General features: G+C 50.1%; 11 protein-coding genes. All 11 read left to right on the top strand.

The window, feature by feature from the left end; genetic code table 11:
* The first annotated feature begins 45 nt into the window (after positions 1-45).
* Positions 46-7,308, top strand: a complete 7,263-nt coding sequence (locus BMZ79_RS04820; protein WP_218154651.1) for a non-ribosomal peptide synthetase — start codon at positions 46-48, stop codon at positions 7,306-7,308.
* Positions 7,309-7,322: 14 nt separating this feature from the next.
* The gene (locus BMZ79_RS04815) at positions 7,323-8,501 is read left to right on the top strand and encodes a cytochrome P450 (protein ID WP_090637006.1); all 1,179 of its coding nucleotides are present in this window, start codon (positions 7,323-7,325) and stop codon (positions 8,499-8,501) included.
* Positions 8,502-8,834: 333 nt separating this feature from the next.
* Positions 8,835-9,722 (top strand): fructose bisphosphate aldolase, encoded by an 888-nt coding sequence (locus BMZ79_RS04810; RefSeq protein WP_090637005.1) that lies wholly within the window; start codon positions 8,835-8,837, stop codon positions 9,720-9,722.
* A gap of 303 nt (positions 9,723-10,025) precedes the next feature.
* Complete coding sequence (locus BMZ79_RS04805) at positions 10,026-10,826, top strand: RCC1 domain-containing protein (protein ID WP_090637003.1); 801 nt, start codon at positions 10,026-10,028, stop codon at positions 10,824-10,826.
* 187 nt (positions 10,827-11,013) lie between these two features.
* Entirely contained in the window at positions 11,014-11,214 is a 201-nt protein-coding gene (locus BMZ79_RS04800) for a cold-shock protein (protein WP_090637001.1), read from the top strand.
* Positions 11,215-12,136: 922 nt separating this feature from the next.
* A complete protein-coding gene (locus BMZ79_RS04795; protein ID WP_256252552.1) occupies positions 12,137-14,587 on the top strand; it encodes a bifunctional YncE family protein/alkaline phosphatase family protein in 2,451 nt (816 codons plus the stop codon).
* An 85-nt stretch (positions 14,588-14,672) separates the two neighbouring features.
* Entirely contained in the window at positions 14,673-17,804 is a 3,132-nt protein-coding gene (locus BMZ79_RS04790; protein WP_090636999.1) for an efflux RND transporter permease subunit, read from the top strand.
* Between the two features lie 735 nt (positions 17,805-18,539).
* On the top strand, positions 18,540-20,696 hold the full coding sequence (locus BMZ79_RS04785; RefSeq protein ID WP_256252551.1) for an alkaline phosphatase PhoX: 2,157 nt from the start codon (positions 18,540-18,542) through the stop codon (positions 20,694-20,696).
* A 111-nt stretch (positions 20,697-20,807) separates the two neighbouring features.
* Positions 20,808-22,283, top strand: coding sequence for a multicopper oxidase domain-containing protein (locus BMZ79_RS04780; protein ID WP_090636998.1), 1,476 nt, complete (start codon positions 20,808-20,810; stop codon positions 22,281-22,283).
* A gap of 666 nt (positions 22,284-22,949) precedes the next feature.
* Positions 22,950-23,390: an SRPBCC family protein gene (locus BMZ79_RS04775; RefSeq protein WP_090636996.1), complete on the top strand. Its 441-nt coding sequence runs from the start codon at positions 22,950-22,952 to the stop codon at positions 23,388-23,390.
* Between the two features lie 52 nt (positions 23,391-23,442).
* Positions 23,443-24,021 (top strand): dihydrofolate reductase family protein, encoded by a 579-nt coding sequence (locus tag BMZ79_RS04770; RefSeq protein WP_090636994.1) that lies wholly within the window; start codon positions 23,443-23,445, stop codon positions 24,019-24,021.
* The last annotated feature ends 80 nt before the right edge of the window (positions 24,022-24,101 follow it).

Below are 24,101 nucleotides of genomic sequence, written 5' to 3'. Positions count from 1 at the left end.
CTGCGGGAGGTGTTCCAGCAGCCGACGCTGGAGGGCTTGGCGGCCGTGATCGCATCGAAGGAAACAAGCGCGTTCGCCGCGATCCAGCCGGCAGCGGCGCGGCCGTATTACCCGTTATCGTCGGCGCAAAAACGGATGTACGTGTTAAGTCAAATGGAAGGCGCCGGCACCAGCTACAACATGCCGGCGGCACTGCGTCTCGAAGGAAAGCTGGAGCGCGAGCGTTTGGTGCATGCGCTAAACCGGCTGATCGAGCGGCATGAGTCGCTGCGGACTTCGTTTGAGCTGGCCGAAGGAGAAGCGATGCAGCTCATTCGCCCGTCCGTGTCTTTTGCGATCAGCGAAAAAAGGGCGACGGAGGCCGAAGCGGATGCGTTGGTGAGCGATTTTATCCGTCCGTTCGATTTGAGTCAAGCTCCGCTGTTGCGGGCAGCGTTGATCAAACTAGGCGAAGGGCATCAACCGAGCGAAGAGCCTCAGTCAAGCGAGGAGCGTCACTTGCTGCTGCTGGACATGCCGCATATCATTTCCGACGGCGTGTCGATGGGCGTACTGGTCGAAGAGTTCATGAAGCTGTATGCCGGGGAAATGCTGCCGGATTTGCGGATCCAGTACAAGGATTACGCGGTGTGGGAGCAAGAGCGGCAAGGCAGCGAAGCGATGAAGGTGCACGAAGCGTACTGGTTAGATACCTTTAAAGGCGAACTGCCGGTGCTGCAGCTGCCGACGGATTACCCGAGACCGGCCATGCAGCGCTTCGAAGGCGACCGGATGAGGTTCACGCTGGACGCTGCGCTGACGGCGGGAATTAAACGCCTGGCGGAAGAAACGGGCACAACGCTGTACATGGTGCTTTTAGCGGCATATAACGTCCTGCTGTCGAAGTATACCGGACAGGAAGACCTTATCGTCGGTACGCCGATCGCGGGTAGAGCGCACGCGGATGCGGACCGGGTCATGGGGATGTTCGTGAGCACGCTGGCGCTGCGGAGCTGCCCTTCGGGGGAGAAGACGTTTGGGTCCTTCTTGAATGAAGTCAAAGAACAGGCGCTTGAGGCGTTTGAGCACCAGGAATATCCGTTCGAGACGTTGGTGGAGAAGCTGAATCTTAAACGGGACCTGAGCCGCAATCCGCTGTTTGACACGATGTTCGTGCTGCAGAATGCAGAGACGAAGAACTTGGAAATTCCAGAGCTTAGAATCGATTACCATGAATTTGAAATCGGCATCTCCCAATTTGAAATGACGCTTGAAGCGTCGGAAGCGGAAACGGAAATTCACTTCAATCTGGAGTATAGTACAGCCCTGTTCAAAGCAGAAACGATCTCGCGGATGGTCGGTCATTACCGGGAGCTGATCCAAGCGGCCGTTAGAGAGCCGGAAGTACGGATCGGGGAAATGGAGCTGTTAACTGAACCGGAAAGACGCCAAATTCTAGACGTATTCAATGCGACGGCAATGGATTATCCGCAGGATAAGCTTATCCATGAGTTGTTCGAAGCGCAGGTGGAGAGGACGCCGGATCGTATCGCTGTCGTTTTCGAAGAACAGCAGCTGACGTACCGGGAACTGAATGCGCGAGCCAATCAATTGGCGCGGATGCTGCGAAAAAAAGGCGTGCAGCCGGATGAGCTGGTCGGAATTCTGGTGGATCGTTCGCTGGATATGGTTATCGGGGTACTAGGCGTATGGAAAGCGGGCGGTGCATACGTTCCGCTGGATCCGAATTATCCGGACGACCGGATTCAGTACATGCTCAGCGAGAGCGGCGCGAACTATTTGTTAGCCCAACAAGAGCCGCTCAAACGGCTATCGTTTGCGGGTCAGGTCGTTCGCCTCGACAATGGGCCGGCCGAGCAAGAGGAAACAACGAATTTAAGCTCGGTCACGAAGCCGCAGCATTTGGCCTATGCCATGTTTACCTCCGGTACGACAGGTAAACCAAAAGCAGCGATGATCGAGCACGGCAATCTGCAGAACATGATCTATGCTTGGGAAAAGCTATATCGCCTGGACTTGCACGCCGTTAACGTCCTGCAAATGGCCAGCTTCTCGTTTGACGTGTTCATTTGCGATTTGGGAAGATCGTTGCCGTATGGCGGCAAGATGGTCATTTGTCCAAGCGAAATTGCGCTTGAACCTGAGACGGTTTATAACCTCGTTCTGAAGCATGGCATTAATATTCTGGACGGAACGCCGGCCGTGATGCTGCCGATGATGAAATATATCGAAGCTCATCGTCTGGATACGTCGATGCTGCATTGGATCATGATGGGGGCCGATCGCGCTCCCGCATCGGACTTTATGGAGTTATACGCGAAGTACGGTTCGAAGACGCGAATTCTCAATTGTTACGGTGCGACAGAGGCTTGCGTAGATTCCAGTTATTACGAAGCGGATGGTACATGGTCCGGCGAGAATAGCTTGACCTCGCGGAATGCGCCAATCGGCAAGCCGCTGGGGAATATCAAATATTACATCACGGATGCGAATCAGTGTCTGCAGCCGATAGGTATTCCGGGAGAGCTGTATATCGGCGGAGCCGGCGTCGGACGAGGCTACTTGAACCGACCGGAATTGACAAGCGAACGATTCGTCCCGAATCCGTTTGTCCCCGGAGAACTCATGTACAAAACGGGCGATCTCGTGAGATGGCTGCAGGACGGGAATGTTGAATACTTGGGCCGGATCGATCATCAGGTCAAAGTTCGCGGATTCCGGATCGAGCTGGGCGAAATCGAAGCGCAGCTGGCGCTAATCGAAGAAGTGAAGGAAGCTGCCGTAATCGCCAGCGAAAACGAGGAGGGACAAAACGAGCTGTGCGCTTACGTCGTATCGGAGACCGAGTTGTCTGTCGCGCAGCTGCGTGCAGCGTTGTCCCGAACCTTGCCTGGCTACATGATTCCGACCTACTTTGTGCAGTTGACCGAGCTGCCGCTGACGCCTAACGGGAAGATCGATCGGCAAGCATTGCCGGCTCCGGATGGCAATTTATCGACTGGCGTCGAATATGCAGCTCCTCGAAACGAAACGGAGCAAACGCTGGCCGAAATCTGGCAAGACGTTCTGAACATCGAGCAAGTCGGGATCAACGACCATTTCTTTGAGCTTGGCGGCCACTCGCTCAAGGCGATCACGCTCGTGACGCGCATTCATAAGCAGCTTCAAGTCGAGACGCCGTTATTCGAAGTGTTCCGGTCTCCGATTCTTCATGAGCTGGCCGCATCCATTGAGGCCTTGGAAAAACAAGCGTTCGAGTCGATCGAACCGATTGAAGAAGCGGAGCACTATCCGCTTTCCGCCGCGCAGAAGCGGATGTATGTACTTCATCAGATGCAGGAAGCTTCGACAACGTATAACATGCCTGCCGTCACGCAGTTTCAAGGGCCTTTGGATCTGGAACGCGTACGACTGGCATTCGAAGGCTTGATCAATCGTCATGAAGTGCTGCGTACGTCCTTCCCTCGCGTCAACGGCGAGCCTGTTCAAGTCATTCACAAGAATTTGACGCCGTTTGCCTTGGATTACGTTGACGCGGTAAATCGATTAGGACGTTCCGCGGAAGATTCGGCCATGCAATCGTGGATCGACGAGCATTTTAAAGGTTTCATTAAGCCCTTCGATCTTGAGCATGCGCCATTAATCAGAGCAGGAGTTTTGCGGATTAGCGAAGACCGGTATTTAATCTTGACGGACATGCATCACATCATTGGAGACGGCATTAGCTCCGCTATTTTAGAGGAAGAATTCACGAAGTTGTATGCAGGCGAGACGCTCGCTCCGTTGCGCATTCAATACAAAGATTATGTCGGATGGCAAACCAAGCAAATGAACGGACCGAGAATGAAGCGGCAGCAAGAATTCTGGCTGAAGCAATTTGCCGGAGAAGTTCCCGTCCTTGATCTGGCAACCGACTATCCGAGACCGGCGGTTCAACAATTCGAGGGAGACCGGATTCGATTCCGGACGGACGAAACGCTGATGAACGACTTGAAACAGGTAGCTTCCGTTCATGGCGTTACGATGAATATGCTCCTTCTGACAGCTTACAAAATCATGCTTCACCTCTACTCGGGACAAGAGAATCTTGTCGTCGGCATGCCGATATCGGGAAGAACGCATGCGGATCTGGAGAATATTGCGGGCGTGTTTATCAATACGCTGGCCATCCGCAGCTATCCGACACGGAAGATGACGATAGCGGAAATGGTGGAAGCCGTTAAATCGACGATGCTGCAAGCTTTCGAAAATCAGGATTATCCGTTCGAAGAGGTCGTGAAACAGGTCGTAACCCGCCGCGATACATCGCGGGCACCGCTCTTCGATACGATGTTTGTCATGCAGAACTTTGGCGAGGTGGGCAAGGATTCAACATCGGATCAACAGAGCTTGTCGGCCTGGCTTCCCGTATTTACGGCAAAATTCGATTTGACGATGACAGCGGCAGAAGCCGAGGATGCGATCGAATTCGAACTGGAGTTCTCGACGAAATTGTTCAACGAATCCACTGCGAACCGGATGAGCCGGCATTTTATCAAAGTGCTGCAGCAAATGGCGGCACAATACGTGAAGCGTCTGGAAGAAATCGAGCTTGCGACTCCGGAGGAGGAACACTATTTAACCAAGACGCTCAATGAAACGAGTACGGATTTCCCTAAAAATAAGACGTTGGCGGCATTGTTTGAAGAGCAAGTCGTTCGGACTCCCGAACATACGGCCGTGAAATTCGGCGATCATGAATGGACCTACATGGAGTTAAACCGTAAGTCCAATCAGATGGCGAGACTTCTTCAAGATTATGGTGTTTCCAAAGGCGACATCGTAGGTATACTGCTTGACCGGTCTATGGAAATGATCGCAGGGATGCTTGGGATTCTGAAGGTTGGGGCGGCCTACTTGCCTATCGATCCCGAAAATCCACAAGAGAGAATCGTCTACACCTTGAAGGACAGCGGCGCTCGGTTATTGCTCACGCGGGAATCGCTGAGCAATGTCTTAAATGGCCTGGAAGTCGAAATGGATCGTCTTTTTGTCGATGATCCGGCGTTAAATCATAAAGCCGATACGAACGTGGGAGTATCTCACGAGGCGTCCGACGTGGCTTACGTGATGTATACATCAGGAACGACGGGAACCCCGAAAGGCATTATGACGAAACACTTCAATATTTCCCGGGTTGTTAAAGATACCAATTATATTCAAATCGGCGAAGACGATAAGCTGCTTTCCGTTTCCAATTACGCTTTCGACGGGTTTACGTTTGATTTTTACGGAGCGCTGCTCAATGGCGCCACGTTGGTGCTCGTCGCCAAAGAGGTGATCATGGACATCGAGCCGCTGAGTCAAGTCATCCAGTCGGACGGCAATACAATGATGTTCATGACAACTGCCCTCTTTAATTTGATTGTTGACAATCGGCCGCAATCATTGACCGGAATTCGTAAACTGCTATTCGGAGGAGAGCGCGTTTCCGTCAATCATGTGCGAAAAGCACTGGAAATCATGGGGAAAGGCAAAATCTTGCACGTCTACGGGCCGACGGAAAGTACCGTATTTGCTACGTATTACCCGATTGATACCATTGCGGAAGAGGCCGTTACGATTCCGATCGGCAAGCCTTTAAGCAATACGAAGGTGTATATTCTTGGCCCGAACAACCAAATTCAGCCGATCGGGGCGCCAGGAGAATTGTGTATAGCCGGAAATGGGCTTGCGGAGGGGTACTTGAATCAGCCGCAATTGACGTCGGAGAAGTTCGTGGAGCATCCGTTCGAGAAAGATCAAGTCATGTATCGTACCGGAGATTTAGCGCGTTTCCGGCCGGATGGAAACATTGAATTTATCGATCGGATCGATCAGCAGGTCAAAATCAGAGGTCATCGAATCGAGCTCGGCGAAATCGAAAAGCAGCTGCTGAATGTGCCTCATATAAAAGAAACTATCGTGCTGATGCTTGAAATGGAGTCCAAGAAACAGTTATGCGCTTATCTCGTAACCGACGCTCCGATATCGGTGAATGAGATAAGAGAGCAGCTGACCCGATTTCTGCCAGAGTATATGATTCCGGTTTATTACGTGACCTTGGAAAGAATGCCTTTAACGACGAATGGTAAAATTGACCGTAAGGCATTGCCGGAGCCGGACGGCAAAAATATAGCTTCGAAAGCGTTCGCGGTTCCCAGAAACGAGACGGAACGCAGGCTGCTTCACATTTGGAAAGATGTTTTAAGCTTGGAGCAGATCGGAATCGACGATGAATTCTTCGAAATTGGCGGCCACTCCCTGCTTATTGCACGGGCCGTCAGCGAAATTAACGAAGCGTTCCAAATCAGTTTGCCTTTCACAAAGGTGTTCCAAAATCCGACGATTCGGATGATAGCCGCCATTATTGACGAATTGACGCCTTCTCGGCAGTTAACGTCTCCGGACAAACAGGTCGTACTGCTGAAAGAAGGGATCAGCTCAGCCAAGCATTTATTCTTCATTCACGCAGGGAATGGCGACACGGGGGCCTATGTGCCGTTCAGTAAAAACTTATCGGACAACTATCACTATTGGGCGATTAGCTCGGCGGTTACGAAGGACTCCGAACCATCTGTGATTACCACCGAAGAGTTGGCACGATCGTATATTCAAATGATTAGAAAGATTCAACCGGAGGGCGTGTACTTGATCGCCGGTTGGAGCGTGGGGGGTACAATCGCTTTTGAGATGGCAAGACAAATGGAGCAAATGAATCTCAGCGTAGGACTTCTTGCCATGATTGACTCTCCGCTCGTGCTTGAAAAGGAATTTCAGAACGTCAATCCGTTTGAATCGGAGAAGGAGATTCGATTGTTACGGACGCTATTTTCAACCGTGTCTGAGGAGCCGGAGATTGAGGATGTACTCGAAGCGGCTTGCGGCAGCGGGAAGCTGTGGCTCACTTTCATACAGTTAGCGGAAGAAAGAGGGCTCAGCGGCAGTCTTCTGAAAGAGCTAAACATGCGAGACAATGATTTGTTGGCGCAGATCGTACATGATTATCCGCAAGCCGATTTGGGTCAAATTATTCAAATTTATAATGAATCGCGTTCGTTAACCCACGCTCGCGACTCGTACATTCCGGATGAACGGGTTCATGCCGCCGTTCATTTCTTCCAGGCATTAAACAGCGAGACGAAAGTGGATGTTTCGCTATGGCAGCCGTATTGTTCGAAACCGATGCGGATAATTGAAGCAACAGGTAATCATTATTCGATTTTCCGCGAACCGGATATGCAAAACTTGGTCAGAACCTTTAATGAGCTATTGGAAGGTCTCGATTAAAGAGGAGGTACAAAATGAGTGCATCACCAGATTGGAATGCCGAAAATCCGTTCCCGTTTTATCGGAAGATGAGAGATACGCAGCCTGTATTTAAAGATTCGAGTCATTGCTGGAACGTATTTTTGTATGAGGACGTGAAGCGGGTCCTGAGCGATCAAGAGCAGTTTTCTTCTCAAGTATCCTTTGAACCGTTGAGTATTTTGTTTATGGATGCTCCCGAACATCAGAAATATCGCGCCAAATTCGGCAAAGTAATGACACCTCGATTGATGGCCCGGCTAACGGGGGGAATTGCGGCTACGACGCAGGAATCGATTCGCAAGTGCTTGGAGCAGGGAAAGGTTGACGTGGTTCAATCTTTCTCCCTGCACGTCCCGTTAGAAGCGATCACTCATCTCCTCGGAGTTCCGAAAGAAGATCGGCAGCAATTCAAGGAATGGACGAGGCTCATATTTGGGCCTCGTTCCGAAGAAAGCCAAGCGATGACCGAGGAAGAATGGTCCGAAAAGCATAAAGCGACGAATGAAAAAATCAAACAGTACCTCTCCCGAATGATCGCTAGCAAGAGAAAGCAGCCCGAAGACGACTTAGTCAGCGCTTTGATTAAAGTCGAAGAAAAAAGCGACTTTTTGACCCGGGAAGATCTTGAACAGTTCTGTTTCTTAATCTTGGTTGGCGGGATCGACACCTCGGTTAATCTGATCACCAACTCGCTTAGAGTATTCGGAGAAGACCCGGAGTTGTATGCGAAATTGCGCGCAAATCCCGAAAAACTGCCGCAAACGCTGGAGGAAGTGCTTCGTTTCCGTTCGCCCGTGCAATCGGCTTACCGAATCGCGAAAACGAATATCGAGCTTAGGGGGCAAACCATTCGCCGCGGAGAGCCGATCGTCGCTTGGATGGGCTCCGCCAACCATGATGAACGCGTATTCGAAAATGCCCACCGATTCGATCCATACCGGGAAAACAATAATCAGCACTTAGCGTTTTCCTACGGCTCGCACTTTTGCATGGGAGCGCACTTTGCAAGAATGGAAGCCAACATCGTACTGACGGAAATTTTGGCTTGGTGCGAACAAGTTCGGATCGTTCCGAACTCTGAAATAAAGCCGATTCAAAGTACGGTTTCGTTCGGTTATGAACGTTTCCCGATGGTATTTATACCGTCTGCGTTGCATGAACAGATTGTATAGCAGGAAACGGGACAAGAGCATTAAGAAACCGCGTCGTACAAAGTTGACCACTGATTACATTCGAGATGGTGGGCGTCTCGTAGCTACGGCAAACGGAAATTGGAGCATTCTGAACGGAGAGCATCATACAATGTACGTCGGGTGACAAGAATATTTTCTCGTTAAAGGCCGCGTAAATCGCGGTCTTTTGTGTGCCTGCTGTAAGAGGACAAGAACATGTCAATAAAGGGGAGCACAGTAAACTGCATCGAATATATCCGGGGTGGTTTTCGGGTATAATGGTTTTGGGCAATTAGAAGCGCCAATTCATTTTGCATCGGATGGAGGCTAGAAATGAACAAGGAACAGGTTGAACGCATTCACTATGGAATGGGCTTCATTGCAGCATTAGACCAGAGCGGCGGAAGTACGCCTAAAGCGTTGCTTCTGTACGGAATCAAAGAAGACAGTTATGCGAATGAAGAAGAGATGTATGGCGTCGTTCATGAAATGAGAACACGTATCATCACGAGTCCGTCATTTAATGCTGAAACGATTTTAGGTGCCATTCTGTTTGAAAATACAATGAACCGCACAATTGAGGGTAAGTTTACGGCTGATTATCTCTGGGAGAACAAGGGGATCGTACCATTTCTGAAAATCGACGAGGGTCTAGCCGATATTCAGAACGGCGTTCAACTCATGAAGCCGATTACGGGATTGGAGGAACGTTTAAAGCTTGCGGTGGAGAGAAATATTTTCGGAACAAAAATGCGTTCTGTCATTAAGGAAGCGAACCCGGAAGGCATAAGAAAGGTTGTCGAGCAACAATTCGATATTGCCAATCAGATTCTAGCTGAAGGCTTAATTCCGATTATTGAGCCTGAGGTTGATATTCACAGTGCAGATCGAGTGAAGATTGAACGATTATTGAAAGCGGAACTCCTGGGGAAATTAGCTTCACTCGATCCGGACGGGAAAGTTATGCTCAAACTTAGCATCCCTTCCGAAGATAATTTATACAATGATCTCATGAAAGAGCCGCATGTTTTGAGAGTAGTTGCTCTGTCCGGAGGCTTCGCAATGAAGGAAGCAAACGAAAGATTGGCTCGCAATTTTGGTCTCATTGCCAGTTTCTCGCGAGCGCTTTCCGAAGGACTTACCGCTCAGCAATCTGCCGAGCAGTTTAATGCGACACTAACGAACAACATAAACGCCATTTATAAAGCTTCAATCACCTAACTTAGCGGCTTCTAAGTCCCGTTCGGCGAACAATCGATGAACGGGACTTTTTTCAATGACAACTTTAGCCCAAAATAGCCTTTCAACAGCAAAGGGAACCGGGAGTCGCTTTCGATCCGGAGGCGGCTCTATTTCACTTGTTCAAGCAATAAGAGTATTTTGTCCAGATCTACAGCAGCACCAAGTTCAAGATGTAACGGAATGAACCAAGGCAGTTTCACGATAGCTCATTTGGGGCTGCGCAAATCGTCGCCTTTTTGCGTAATGGGATAAAATGCCCGGGTCAATGAACCTCCGGTTCTGGTGCAGGGACTCGATTCGGTTGTCGCCGTCACGGCAGGTTGGGAACATAGCATGGCGTTGAAAAGCGACGGAACCGTGTGGACGTGGGGAAGCAATAGCAGCGGTCAGCTGGGCACCGGAAGTGCGTTGTTGCGTAATTCTTCGCCGGCTCAGGTACCGAATCTTAATTCCGTGATTGCCATTGCTTCAGGACAAGATCATAATTTGGCCGTTAAAAGCGACGGAACGGTCTGGGCGTGGGGAGATAATAAGTTCGGTGCGCTTGGCGATGGAAGCACAGAAGCGCGTAATACTCCGGTACAAGTACAAAGTCTCGATTCGGTGATTCATGTTTCTATAGGCAACACCCATAGTTTAGCGCTCAAAGGAACCGTTTGGGCGTGGGGAAGTAATGGAGGCGGCGAACTCGGCGATGGAAGCAATATATATCGCAATACCCCGGTTCAGGTGAAAGGGATTAGCTCGGTGATCAGCATAGCTGCCGGGAAATCCTTTGGCTTCTCGCACAGCTTGGCACTGAAAAGCGACGGCACTGTCTGGGCATGGGGAAATAATGTCTCCGGCAAACTCGGCGATGGAACTACGACCGGCAGTTCTTGGCCCGTTCCGGTCATTCATCTCGATTCCGTGACCGCTATATCAAGTACTACGCATATAAGCTCAGATGGGTTCGAATACAGTACCGCGGGGTTGCCCGAAGGTTACACTGCAGAGTGGAGTGTTAGAGGACATACTATCGATGATTATAGTTCGAATAAGAAGGTTATCGTCTATGTGAGTATCAAGTATGACAATCACTGAATATTACGGCAATAGAAGAAATCTGGTCCAAATCACATTCAATGGCCACTCATCGTACACATCATAAGCCCGTAATAAATAATTTTTTTAGACAAATTCCAACAGTATTTTCGTTTCCTATGCGATATACTAGTTTTAAGTCCACTTTGTTGGGGCATATTGTTTAAACTTTGGAGGTTATAAATTAATGGAAACAGGTACAGTCAAATGGTTTAATGCGGAAAAAGGTTTTGGCTTCATTCAAAGGGAAACTGGCGATGATGTATTCGTTCATTTTTCTGCTATCCAAGGTGAAGGATATAAATCCTTGGACGAAGGGCAACGTGTTGAATTCAATGTTGTCAAGGGCCAACGAGGACCTCAAGCTGAAAATGTTGTAAAACTGTAATACATAAATCAAGCCTGGACTTGACGAATGTCAGGAACAGGCTTTTTTTATTAATCGAACTAATGAGACAGGATAGCTGAACATGGAATACCACGGCAGTCGATTATACAATCGGCTGCCGTTTTCAGTAAGCCGTGGCAGGGAGATGGGGATTTGCGCATGCGGAAATAACTGGCCTCAGCTGAGGCTGCCGTTTTCTATACCAGGTTGTTATTGCCTTAGCTGGAAATGCTCTACTTTCACGTATTCGATAATACTTTTCATTGTAGAAGCTTCTTTGTAGAAGCTTCTTTTTTAGTAAGCGCATATCCGTTGAACTGATCGAAGCCGATCAGTTCATAAGCCTCTCCCAAAGAAACAGTCGTCTTCAGTTTATGTTAGCTCCTCTGTAAAAGATTAGCCTAAAAGAGTTAAACAGATAATAAGTTTTTTTAAACGAAATCGTGATATTTGAACTATTTACGGGGTTTCCGCTTTTCAATAAGCTAATAACTGCCTCCTATGTAACGGAAGAATATTTATTTTTATTTTAAAATTTGTATAAAAATGCGATCTATCCGTTATGGATTCTGCCTTTGAAATGATCGATTTTAATCTTTTAGCAAACCCGTGGAGATCAAAAGACCGCAATGAACGGAATGCGGGTATTGAAGTCAATCTGGAATCGTACCGAAATTAATAACCACGAGAGGTGGTGATCGAGAACAAAGCAGTGAAGATCAGGATGTTGTTCCGGGTAACGGTTATTCCGACGACGGAGAGCGGGCTTACGTTCAAATTGACTCGCCTTAATCTAATTAGGAGTTGCAAACATGCTCGGCACCAGCCGAGAGTCGGTGCTATTACAATGAATCAGCACGGTTTAAATCAGAAGGGCTTCTATAATTCTATCAAGCGGACTAACATAGAAGGGAAGTAAGTGATGAAAAACATGACTCGCAAAAAGGTTTTAGTCGGATTAACGCTTGCCTCGCTGCTCTGTGGAACGACGGTATATGCGACTTATTCCACGGTAACAGCTGGACCAAAGTCCGACGGTACAGGCGTTACGCCTGGAGGATGGTATCTTACGCCTGCCGGGGCACAAGTGGGCTTAGGGAATTTTCCGATGGATGGTTCCGTTAGCCCCGATAAAAAATATCTCGTAGTAGCCAATGCCGGAGCAGGCACGCAATCTTTGCAAGTCATAGATATCGAGCAGCAAAAAGTGACCCAAACCATTACTTACGAATCCCCGGAAGCCTTATATATTGGGGTCGCATTCAGCAAAGACGGCAAGAAGCTTTATGCTTCGGCCGGCGGCAATAATAAAATTCGCGTGTTCGACTTTGCAGGTGGAATGCTTAGCGAGCAGGCTCCGATCATGATGAAAGATCAGAACAATACCAACTTTTATCCTGCCGGCATTTCTCTGTCAGCCGACGGCAAATCCCTGTACGTCGCGAATAATTTGAATTATTCTACTTCACGGATCGATCTATCTACGGGTAAAATCGCAGCGACCACACCCGTTGGCAAAATGCCGTACGCTGCTCACCTCAGCAGGGATGAAAGCACGTTGTACGTCAGTAATTGGGGTGAGGGCAGTGTCAGTGTCCTCGATGCCAAAAACTTAACGGTAAAAAAGGTGATCGCGGTAGGTCTTCACCCGAATGCGATTGCGGAAAATCCGGTGAACGGCTTCATTTATGTCGCGAACTCCGACAGCGATGAAATTTCGGTGATCAATCCCCAGAGTCAACAGGTGATTCAAACCGTTTCACTTGCCCCTTACCGCGGAGCGCCGTCAGGCAGTCAGCCGGATGCGCTGACCGTTAGTGCCGATGGGAAAACCCTGTATGTAGCGAACTCGTTAAATAACGACGTGGCGGTTATCGATCTTGGCAACAATACGGAAAAGCAGCACGATGCGAAAGTAGAAGGCTTGATTCCGACGGCCTGGTATCCAACGGGCGTATTTCTTGCTCAAGATGGGAAACAACTTTTGGTCACAAACGCTAAAGGACTGGGAGCGGGACCGAACGACCAAAGCCAACAATGGCTTGGAAGTATGATTAATGGCACCCTGTCTATCATCAATGTACCGGATAAGAAGCAGTTGCAATCGTATACGAATCAGGTGAACGATAATAACCGTGCCCATTCGGCGGAGAACGACAAATCCGATAAAAACAAATTCCCCATTTCTCGTGTCGCCGGCCAGGGCGATTCACCTATCAAACATGTTATTTATGTCATCAAAGAGAATCAAACCTACGATCAAGTATTCGGTGATCTGGACAAGGGTAACGGCGATCCTAGTTTGGCTATATTCGGAAAAGAGGTTACGCCGAATCACCATAAGCTTGCAAATCAATTCGTGACGCTTGACAACTTCTATGCAGACGCAGAAGTTAGTGCCGATGGACATAACTGGACAACCGCCGGCAAGGCAAATGATTATGTTCAAAAGAATTGGCTGGCGAATTATTCCGGAAGAAACCGGGATTATGACTTTGATGGCGGCGGCGGCGGCGGCCTTTTAGACGATGCACCATATACAAGACCCGAAGCGGGCTATATATGGGACGTGGCGATGAAGGCCGGGCTATCCTTCAGGAATTATGGGGAGTTCGCTTATAATTATGATCCGGTAACAAAGCAATATTTGCCTAATAACCCGAAAACGACTGATTTCGGAGGCAATTATGATCCTCAATATCCGAGCTGGGATTTGAATATCTCCGATATGGCCCGTTATTACGAATGGGAGAAGGAATTCAAAGCCTTCGAAAAAAATGGGAACCTGCCGCAATTTGAAACGATCTATTTGCCAAATGATCACACCGGCGGGAAGTGGGGCCCGCAGCAGATGGTTGCGCAAAATGACTATGCACTTGGAAAACTGGTGGATACGATCAGTCATTCCAAGTACTGGAAGGATACGGCTATTTTTGTAGTGGAAGACGATTCCCAAGGCGGGGTTGACCATGTTGATGCCCATCGGACGGTAGCTTTAGCCATCAGCCCGTACACCCAAACGGGTAAAGTGGACAGCACCATCTACGATACGCCGTCCATGCTTCGGACCATGGAGTTGATTATGGGGCTGAAGCCGATGACGCAGTTCGAGGCGGCAGCGATTCCAATGGTTAACTCTTTTACGGATCATCCCAATTTCAAACCCTATTCCGTAGAGCAGACCAAATACTGGGTGGATACCGAAGGACCGTCGAATCCTCCGACCGGCAGCGAGGCGGCAATCAACAATGAGCCTCCGGCTTATCCGTCCGATATGGATTTCTCCCGGCCTGACTCCGTTGACCTGCAGAAGCTTAACCATGAAAATTGGATGACGGTTAAAGGTTACTACCCAAACGGATATAAGAAATAGTGGCTGCAAACCCCATTTCTCCAGGTTAAGGCCTAGAGATATGGGGTTTGCCTATTCTTTTAGGCAAGGAGCGTACAACCAAAGGATGAACAATCTGCTGAAAGCGACAATGAAACGACCCGTCTTTATTATCACCACGCTTGTAATCATTCTGGTCTGGGGAGGGATTTCCGCCTTCCAGATGAAGAGGGATTACCTGCCGCCCATCGACAATCCCTCGCTGATGGTCTCGGTACGTGCGCAAGATTTTCAAACGGAGCAAATAAAAGCTTCGATTTCGGAGCCGGTGGCACAATCGGTCCGGAGAGTCAACGGTCTAGAAACGATGGAAACGAATAGTTTTGACGGCGGGCTATTCATCAGCTTGGGCTTCCCTTTGAACTATGATATGGAGCTTGCGGAGCGCGATGTGTCCGATGCCTTGAATCAGGTGTCTTTGCCGGCAGGAGTCGACAGACCGACCCTTACCCGGGTAAGTACGAGTTCCTTTCCGATCATGAGACTAAGTCTGACTAGTCCTTCCGGGAAAGTGGACGAAAATACGTTGCGAACGACGACTCAAGCTCAAATCGCCCAAGAACTGAAAAGTTTGCAAGGAGTAGGCGACGTGCGCGTAATCGGAGCCGGCAGCAATGGCTACGTGTTGTCAATTCGAATGAACGACCTGCGAAATGCCGGGTTAACCGTAGAGGATATCAAACAGTCACTTTCAGCAGTAAGCTCAACATGGATACAGGGCAAAATAACGAACAGTCAAGTGTCGATTCCGCTCCAGGCTTCCGGCGGGAATCTAAGCCTGCAGGCTTTGAACCGAATCCCGATCCGAGGTGCGGACGGACATGCCGTTCCTCTTTCCGCCGTCGCGGACCTGACGAAATCGGTGGTCGATCTGCAAACGATATCCCGGACTGATGGCAAGGCGAGCGTCGTGTTCGATGTGCTGAAAACTCCATCATCCAATATTACGGACGTATCGGGCAAAATCCGTAGCCGGATCCTGGACATTTCAGGAATTCAGCAAGGGGATATTCAATTATCCGTTCTCTTCGACCAATGCGAACAGGTTAAGTCCTCTTTACAGGGCTTGTTAAAAGAAGGGTTGTACGGGTGCTTGTTGTCGATGGCTTGCGTCTTTCTTTTTTTCCGTACGATACGTTCCACCGCGTTAATCGCGTTGTCCCTTCCAATTTGCCTCCTGGTAACGACGGGACTGCTGAAAACCATGGGCGTCAGTTTGAACATTCTCACCGTTTCGGGCTTGATTGTGGCGATGGGAAGAGTAATCGACGATACGATCGTTATTCTCGACAACATGCACCGCAAATCTCATGAGTCCGGGGAGAAAGTGAGTTTGGTTCTGTTGGCCGAAGCCGTCAAAGAAATGATTCCGGCGATCGTATCCTCTACGGCGACAACCGTTGCCGTTTACGTTCCGATTGCCCTCGTCGGAGGAATGATCGGCGCCGCTTTTTCCGGATTTGCGTGGTCCGTCGTCATAGCCCTGCTTACATCTCTTTTGGTGGCTATATTTGTTGTGCCGGCACTTTATCTGATTTGGCATAAGGGACGCGCGAACGGTTCGGCGATGTCCCTCGAACCCGTCTCGCACAACGTATTGAATTGGGCTTTTTTACGAAAAGGGAAGATCATCGCGATCTTTGTTTTCATGTTCGCGGTTGCGGGCGTCGGATCGTTTTTCTTGCCGGTCAACTTTCTGCCTGCCAATAAGACTGGGCAAATCAACGTTCAATTGGAGTTTCCGGAAGGGACTTCCTTGACGGAAGTTGACGCAACGGTCCGGCGGATGGAGCAAACGTTGAAGTCAGACGCGAATATTGCCGCATTCTCTTCCGTTCTTGGTTCTTCGTTCACCCCGCAGTTTGACGATGTGTTTGATGCTGGCGGCGGGTGGATTCAAGGCGATAATATCGCCAATATCGCAGTAGCGGTCAACAAGAACGCGGACGTCGATGCCACGGCGGCTGACCTGCAAGTCCGACTTGCGAGCTTGTCCGGCAGCGCGATCTGTACCGTAACGAACCAAAATATATCCGGCGACGATTCGCAGCTGAAAATCGATCTTTCGGGGGCAGACATTGCAACGCTCGACCAAGCGGCCAGGCTCGTCAGAAGCAAGCTGCAACTCGTTCCCCATCTTAGCGTCGTGGGCGCCGCGGACGATCGGGAGGCGCTCCCCAAATACCAAATTGTCTTGAATCAGGAAGCATTGGACCTTGCAGGTGTTCAAGCGGCGGACGTCTACGAGCGGATCCGAGAATATTTATCGGAAGGGACAAGGATCGATGTAAAGATGGGAGATCAGGGAACGATCCCATTATCAATCCGTACGGATATGTTGCCGAAGGTCGGAGCCTCAGCCTCGGCGATGATGGATCCGGGAACGGAAATCCTTACCCTGCTGGGTAAAGAAGCATTCAAGGGAAAAGACGGCCGCAACGTCCCGATGATGGAACTGGCATCGCTAACCCCGATAAACGGACAGTCTGTCATACGGGAACGCGAGGGTCGGCCAATTTCAGTCGTGACGGCAAACGTCACTTCAAGGGATGTGGAGAAGGTAGCGGGGCAGGTGAGTGACACTGTCGATCAACTGGCGCTGCCTCCAGGCGTTCATTACTCGATTAACGGGATTACTGCTCAAGTCGAACAAATGATTGTTGAAATGGGCATAGCTTTATCCGTTTCCATTTTACTCGTTCTGCTCATTCTAAGCATCGTTTTCCGCGGTCTTAGGGCGCCGCTCACCGTATTGGTCTGCATGCCTCTTGCTCTTATCGGCTCGGTAATCGGTATGCTGATGACGGGGGGAGAGTGGAATCTGGCTGCATTGGTGGGATTGTTGATGCTTTCCGGAATTGTGACCACGAATGGAATCGTCCTCGTCGATAAAATCGAGCGTAATTTGGAAACCGGGATGAAACCGAAGGAAGCGATTCTACGGGGGACGGCATCCAGGGTACGCCCGGTCTTAATGACGGCGGTATCAACCGTGTTGACTCTGTTTCCTCTTTGCCTCTCTAACAGTGGAGATACAGTCGTATCCCAGACGCTGGGAATCGTTGTCGTGTGCGGCATGATTAGTTCTACGCTAATCAGTTTGCTGGTCATACCTATCCTGTATGAATGGATCCATGACCGCCGGCTTTCGTCGAAGAGAATAAGAGAGCGCGCTTCCGAATTGGTCGTTTCCCAGTGAAGCTAGCTTCCCGAGAATAGCGAAAGAGGGCGTCCCTTGGACGGGAGCCCTCTTTTTTACCTTCGTATTAATGAATGGCTAGCCCGACTTCTTCCACTGCAGCAGCTTCACCTTGCCGGTTGCGCCGCAATGCGAACAATCGACCAATCCAACCCCTTGGCAGGTTAAACATTTCGCGTGACCGTAAGCTATTCCTTCACCGTCGCAATCTCCACAACGTATTTTGCCCGTACCTTCACATGGCTTACACTTCATTTTCATTCCTCCTCGGGATTAATAAAGAATGGAAAATCGCAGGGCACACATGTTGGTATAAATAGGTTAGTCAACCAAAGCAAACGTAACATGGGATAACAAGGTGAGCAAATTCTCATTCGGTCGTAAAACGGAAAAATAGGCGGAGAGCTTTTAGCAATCCTAAGTTTTCTCCCTCTCTCGCTTGAAAGCTCCGGAAAATGGCGAGAACTTTCGGGTGATAAGAACAGCATCCCTTTAGAGTCACATTGAACGCGGCTATTTTATTTAGCATGGATAACCGGAATGGGGTGATTTTGTTCGCTCCTCCTTGCAATCGAGTGGTGGTTAAGCTTTCCGATTGGGCGAAGTTAATCTTTTCATGATTTACATAATTCACACATCCCTTTTAGATTTCGTTAACACTGGCCGAACACTTCAGGTCTAGCATAAGTGAAGCATGAAATGACTAGAATCAAAAACGAAAGGTAGTGTCAACGAGTGAAACTGCAGCGTAAACGGAAATGGCTCCTTCCCGTCATCGGTTTATCTCTCGTCATTCCGGCCGCCGTGCCCGCCTATGCGGCATCGCCGTCCAAAGCAACCGTCAAGTCCATTGAATTCGTCGGCATGCCGGCGCCGGCGACGGCGAAGGATATGGCCCGGCTGTACACGGCCGCTTCTCTTAAAGTCACGTACTCGGACAACACCGTCAAAACGTACCCGTTGGCGTACCAGAAGCTCTTCAAATCGACCGAAACCGTCGGCAATACGATCGCGGGCGTGTCGGTAGACAGCAAGGGCAATCCGATCATGGATACCAGCGTTCCGAACAACCCCGTTCCGTTCGTTTCCGACGCGCCGGATTCCAACAGTCTGTTCGAAGTGAACGGCGTTCCCGCCACGAGCATGGGCGGTAATCAGCTGTCGCTGGTCACGCATTACGAATATATTACGTCCAATAACGACGGCAAGTCGGTCTACGGCCTCATTCCCGCCAGCATGAGCTACACCACCATTGATCAGAACAAGCAGACCGGCAAGCTGACGCCGATGACCCTGTCGAAGATCGATTTTTCCTCCGTGGACGGGCTGTGGATTCCGTGCAACGGCTCGCTGTCTCCGTGGAACACGCATTTAGGCAGCGAGGAATACGAGGCGGACGCGCGCGCGTTCGAGGCGGATCCGACTCAGACCTACGTGAATCCGTTCGTGCAAACCTATTATCAAGACCAAACCCGCCAAGGCAACCCTTACCTGTACAATTACATCGTGGAAGTGACGGCGCACCCGGACAACACGACGTCGGTCGTTAAGCACTACAGCATGGGCCGCTTCTCGCATGAGCTCAGCAAAGTCGCGCCGGACAACAAAACGGTCTACTTCGGTGACGACGGCGGCAATACGATGCTGTTCATGTACGTAGCGGACAAGGAGAAGGACCTCTCCGCCGGGACGCTGTACGCGGGCAAATGGATCCAGAAGAGCGCCGAGAACGGCGGCAGCGCGGATTTGCAGTGGATTAAGCTCGGCCACGCGACGGACGCCGAAGTGAAAGCCATCGTCGATAAGGGCACGAAGTTCAGCGATATGTTCGAAACGTCGGACAGCGCGGCTCCCGGATTCACGGCCGTGAAGACGTATCCGAGCGGCAAAGTGGAATATTTGAAGGTCAAGCCGGGCATGGAAACGGCCGCCGCGTTCCTGGAATCCCGCCGTTACGGCGCGATTCTCGGCGCAACCGCCGAGTTCAACAAGATGGAAGGCGTGACGGTCAACGCGAAAGACAACAAAATGTACGTCGCGATGTCTTACGTGGAAAAGTCAATGGAGAAGGATGCCAAAGGCGCCGATCCCGCCGACGACATTCAAGTCAGCAAGATTTCCGCCGGCGTTACGTACGAGGTCGCGCTGGGCGCGGGGCAGAAGGACAAGAGCGGCGAGGCGATCGCCAGCTCGTACGTGCCCGTCTCGATGAAGGGACTCGTATGGGGCGAAGATCTGGCGACGACGGATGCCAAGGGCAACAAGGCAGCGGACGATAAAGTCGCGAACCCGGACAACCTCTCTTACTCGGAGAACCTGCGGACGCTCTTCATCGGCGAAGACAGCGGCATGCACGCGAACAACTACGTCTGGGCGTACAACGTGGACACGGGCAAGCTGTCCCGCATCCTGTCCACGCCGGCAGGCGCGGAAGCGACTGGCCTGCAAGCGGTCGATAATCTGAACGGCTTCAGCTACGTCATGAGCAACATCCAGCACCCGGGCGATGAAATGATCGTGGCCGATAGCCTAAAAGCGGACGTCACGAACTACATCAACCAAAACTTCGACGACAAAAAATCCGGCGAAGTCGGCTATATCTCAGGCTTGCCGAGCATGGAGCAGCTGGTTGCGAACGAGCCGGCCTCGACACCGGCTATTAGCGTCGTGGCGATCCGCGAATCCGCCGTTTCCGCAGGCGCGACCGTGGTTTGGAACGGCAAGAACAAGGATGTCTCGGTCAAGCACAACGGGCACAAGCTGACGTTCCGCGTTGGCGAAGCCAAAGCCGACATCGACGGCCAAACGGTCGAGCTGCCGATTAAAACCACGATGACGAAAGGCAAGGTCATGTTCTCGTCGAGCGTCTTCACGCAATTCATCAACCTGTAATCCAGCGGGACAAACATAGGACCGGCCGGTTCTTCGGCCGGTTCTTGCTTTTCATCCGCTTCTTGTCATACGGCAACCAAACTAACTTCAATCCAAAAGGAGTTCCGCGCAATGAAAATTCGATCCGTAACCGCCGGCTTCCGAAACCGCCTGGTGAAACTGTCATTTGCCTCGGCGCTGCTGTTCGCGAGCGCAGCCGCCAACGTCTACGCGCATGGCGACGATATGATTGCGAGCAGCGGGGAAATGGGCGAAGGACCGGGCATTCAAGCAACCGTGGACGGGCGTTATTTGGCAAGCGGTGCGATGCAAAGCTCCGATCTCAGCGAAATTCGCTTGCAGGTCCGCGAGGTCGCCGAGGCGCTCGGCTACTCCGTTAAATGGGATGCCCGGCACCGCGCCGTCTTAATCGGAACGGGCGCGTATCCGGCGAAGTCCGACGGCATGGCCGGGATGACCATGGCCGCTTCGACTACCTCCGGCATGATGACGGCTTCGTCTACGATGATCGAGCTCGTATTGAACGGCAAGCTAGTCACGGGGGCGGCCGATCCGATGTTCATGGGCAACAAGATTACCGCGGTTGCCGACGAATTGGCCTCGGCGCTCGGTCTTCATTATCAATTCAACGCCGGCAAGCATCTGGTCTCCATGGTGTCGGACCGGGCGCTGGAGCAGTTCGCGGGCGAAGAATCCCAAGTGCGCGACGTACTGAACGGCAAAGGGATGACGCCTGAGGTCGATAAGGACGGCGTCAAGCAGTTCACGCTGACCGCGAAGCTGCACGACTGGTCGCCGGTGAAAGGCATGCTGACGACAGCCTGGACGCTGAACGGCCAAGTGGCCGCGCCGACGATTCGCGTGACCGAAGGCGACCGCGTTCGCATCGCGTTTCATAACGACTTGACGGAACCGTCGACGATTCACTGGCACGGGCTTCTCGTGCCGAACGACATGGACGGCGTGCCGGGCATCACGCAGGATCCGGTTCAACCCGGAGGCACGTATGTATACGAGTTTACGGCAAGCCATGCGGGGACCTTCATCTACCATTCGCATTACGACGACATGGTGCAGGTCGGCAACGGCATGTACGGGGCGTTCATCATCGATCCGAAGACGACGGTAGCTGGCGATCCGAACGGCGACTTCAAGGCGGATCAGCGTTACGATCACGACTATACGATGGTTCTCTCGGGCTTCCGCGTCAACACGACGGGGGAGGAAGAGGAGGATTATTTCACGATTAACGGCCGCAGCTACCCGGATACGCCCGCCATTGAGATGAAGCAGGGGGAGACGGCGCGCGTCCGGCTGATCAATACCGATACGATGGAGATCCATACGATGCACCTGCATGGCATGGACTTTCAGGTGATCGCCCGCAACGGCAGCCCCGTCAAGTCGGTCGAAACGATGAATACCGTCATGCTCGGACCGGGCGAAACGGTCGATCTGGCGTTTAAGGCGACCGCTCCTGGGAACTGGATGTTCCACTGCCACATTCTCGATCATACGATGAACGGCGGCGATATGTCCGGTGGCGAAATGGGAGGATTGATTACGCTCGTTAAGGTCAAGCCGTAAAGGCCGGCGCTACGCTCGTCGGCGTGCGGTCCGCGTCATAAGTAAGAACGCGCGATCTCATTCCGGGCCTAATAAAAAGCGTCCTATCTTGGTAGTTTAGCACACGGCGATCGGCGTATAAGCCGTATGACCTCTTCCTTTTTCATGCGTTACCTACCTCAGCCAATTTTAATAATTGGAGAGATATGAGTGAACACGATGTACAACAAATACAGTAAAGATTTGCTTGGTGTTTGGAAGGCATTTTGTTCGACTGAACAATATCGGAGAGCCCCAAAATTCCTGTCAACGTTTATCAAACAGACATTATATATTATGGTGAAAACTGTCGGGTAACAAGAACATTATCTCTTTAAAGGCCGCGGAAATCGCGGCTTTTTGGGTTGCATTATACGTAAATGTTTCGAGGTCTGTTAGCGATACGTTGAATAACTCCATCTCCAGCGGGTACGACGATAAGTCGATTAAAATCGTGAGCATTATTTGGGGACACCCAATTATTGGAGACTACACTAGAATGAAATTAGTATTGAACATTACGTTGCGTCATGTTTTAAAATCAAGTTACATTTCTTTGAAAGGCAGATGAAAGTAGAGCACATTTTATCGCCTAGAATTCTTTCTCGCTGATCAAAAGGACGAACTATAACTAGGGGAGATGATCTTTTGAAGGAAAGAATGGTACACCATGCTACCTTTATTGTTGAAAAAACTTATCCATTATCGCCTAGGCAGGTGTTTGAAGCATGGGCAGATCCTAAAGCTAAAGCCCGTTGGTTTATGAAAGCCGATGAATTCGATTTTAGAATCGGTGGAAGAGAAATTGGTCGAGGAGGTCCACCCAAAGGTCCAATTTATACGTTTACATCACATTTTCAAGATATTGTACCAAACCAACGCATTATATTCTCACACACATTAGATTTAGGCGAAACGCGAATTTCGGTATCCTTAACGACAGTTGAATTTAAGTCTACAAAAACTGGTACTAAGTTAATTTTCACCGAACAAGGTGCTTATCTTGATGGACTTGAAACACCCGAACAGCGAGAACTAGGAACAAAAGAAATGCTCGATACACTCGAACAGACATTGCTTCACGAATAAAGTCACGTAGGAAGTAAGTCATCATATTTTACAATGGAAAGGAAAATAGAAAATGGGAGAAATAATTGTTCAACAATTTGTTACATTGGATGGAGTTATGCAAGCTCCTGGTGACGCGAATGAATTTGAACTCGGTGGTTGGCAAAGACAATTTATAAGTGAGGATCAATTAACTGTTGTTACGAAGCAAGCTAGTGAGGCAGGAGCCCTACTGCTTGGACGAAAAACCTATGAAGGTTTTGCTGCTGCATGGCCTTCTGCAACGGGGATGATGGGATTAGCCGATCGAATGAACATCATGCCAAAATATGTAATTTCAAATACATTGAAACAGGCTGAGTGGAATGCAAAAGTTATCTCGGGTGATGCAGTGGAAGAGGTTATAAAACTCAAACAGCAACATGATCGTGATTTATTAGTATTAGGAAGCGGCAACCTAATTCAAACATTAATAAAGCATCGCCTTATAGATGAGTTCCGAATTTGGATGTTTCCCATTGTGTTGGGTTCTGGAGAACGATTGTTTAGACTAGGGAGCGAGAAAATTAATATGAGCCTCGTTGATACAAAAACATTGAGTTCAGGAGGGGTCATCCTTACTTATCGAACAATTAACCAAATAAAGTTTTAAATTTACAATGCATAAAGGTAATTGGACGGAGCCAAACAACTTCTGTAACAAGTTGTTTGGCTTTTTGCGTTGAAGATATT

This window comes from Paenibacillus sp. UNC496MF (genome assembly GCF_900113915.1).
In the GTDB taxonomy this organism is placed as follows: domain Bacteria; phylum Bacillota; class Bacilli; order Paenibacillales; family Paenibacillaceae; genus Paenibacillus_Z; species Paenibacillus_Z artemisiicola.
Note: the sequence above shows the minus strand (reverse complement) of the source record. Positions and strands in the feature narration are given on the sequence as shown.

What these genes read in the sequence shown, in the direction of transcription:
- BMZ79_RS04815 (WP_090637006.1), top strand. Translation starts at nt 7,323, where the DNA reads ATGAGTGCATCACCAGATTGGAATGCCGAAAATCCGTTCCCGTTTTAT.
- BMZ79_RS04810 (WP_090637005.1), top strand. Translation starts at nt 8,835, where the DNA reads ATGAACAAGGAACAGGTTGAACGCATTCACTATGGAATGGGCTTCATT.
- BMZ79_RS04800 (WP_090637001.1), top strand. Translation starts at nt 11,014, where the DNA reads ATGGAAACAGGTACAGTCAAATGGTTTAATGCGGAAAAAGGTTTTGGC.
- BMZ79_RS04795 (WP_256252552.1), top strand. Translation starts at nt 12,137, where the DNA reads ATGAAAAACATGACTCGCAAAAAGGTTTTAGTCGGATTAACGCTTGCC.
- BMZ79_RS04790 (WP_090636999.1), top strand. Translation starts at nt 14,673, where the DNA reads ATGAACAATCTGCTGAAAGCGACAATGAAACGACCCGTCTTTATTATC.
- BMZ79_RS04780 (WP_090636998.1), top strand. Translation starts at nt 20,808, where the DNA reads ATGAAAATTCGATCCGTAACCGCCGGCTTCCGAAACCGCCTGGTGAAA.
- BMZ79_RS04770 (WP_090636994.1), top strand. Translation starts at nt 23,443, where the DNA reads ATGGGAGAAATAATTGTTCAACAATTTGTTACATTGGATGGAGTTATG.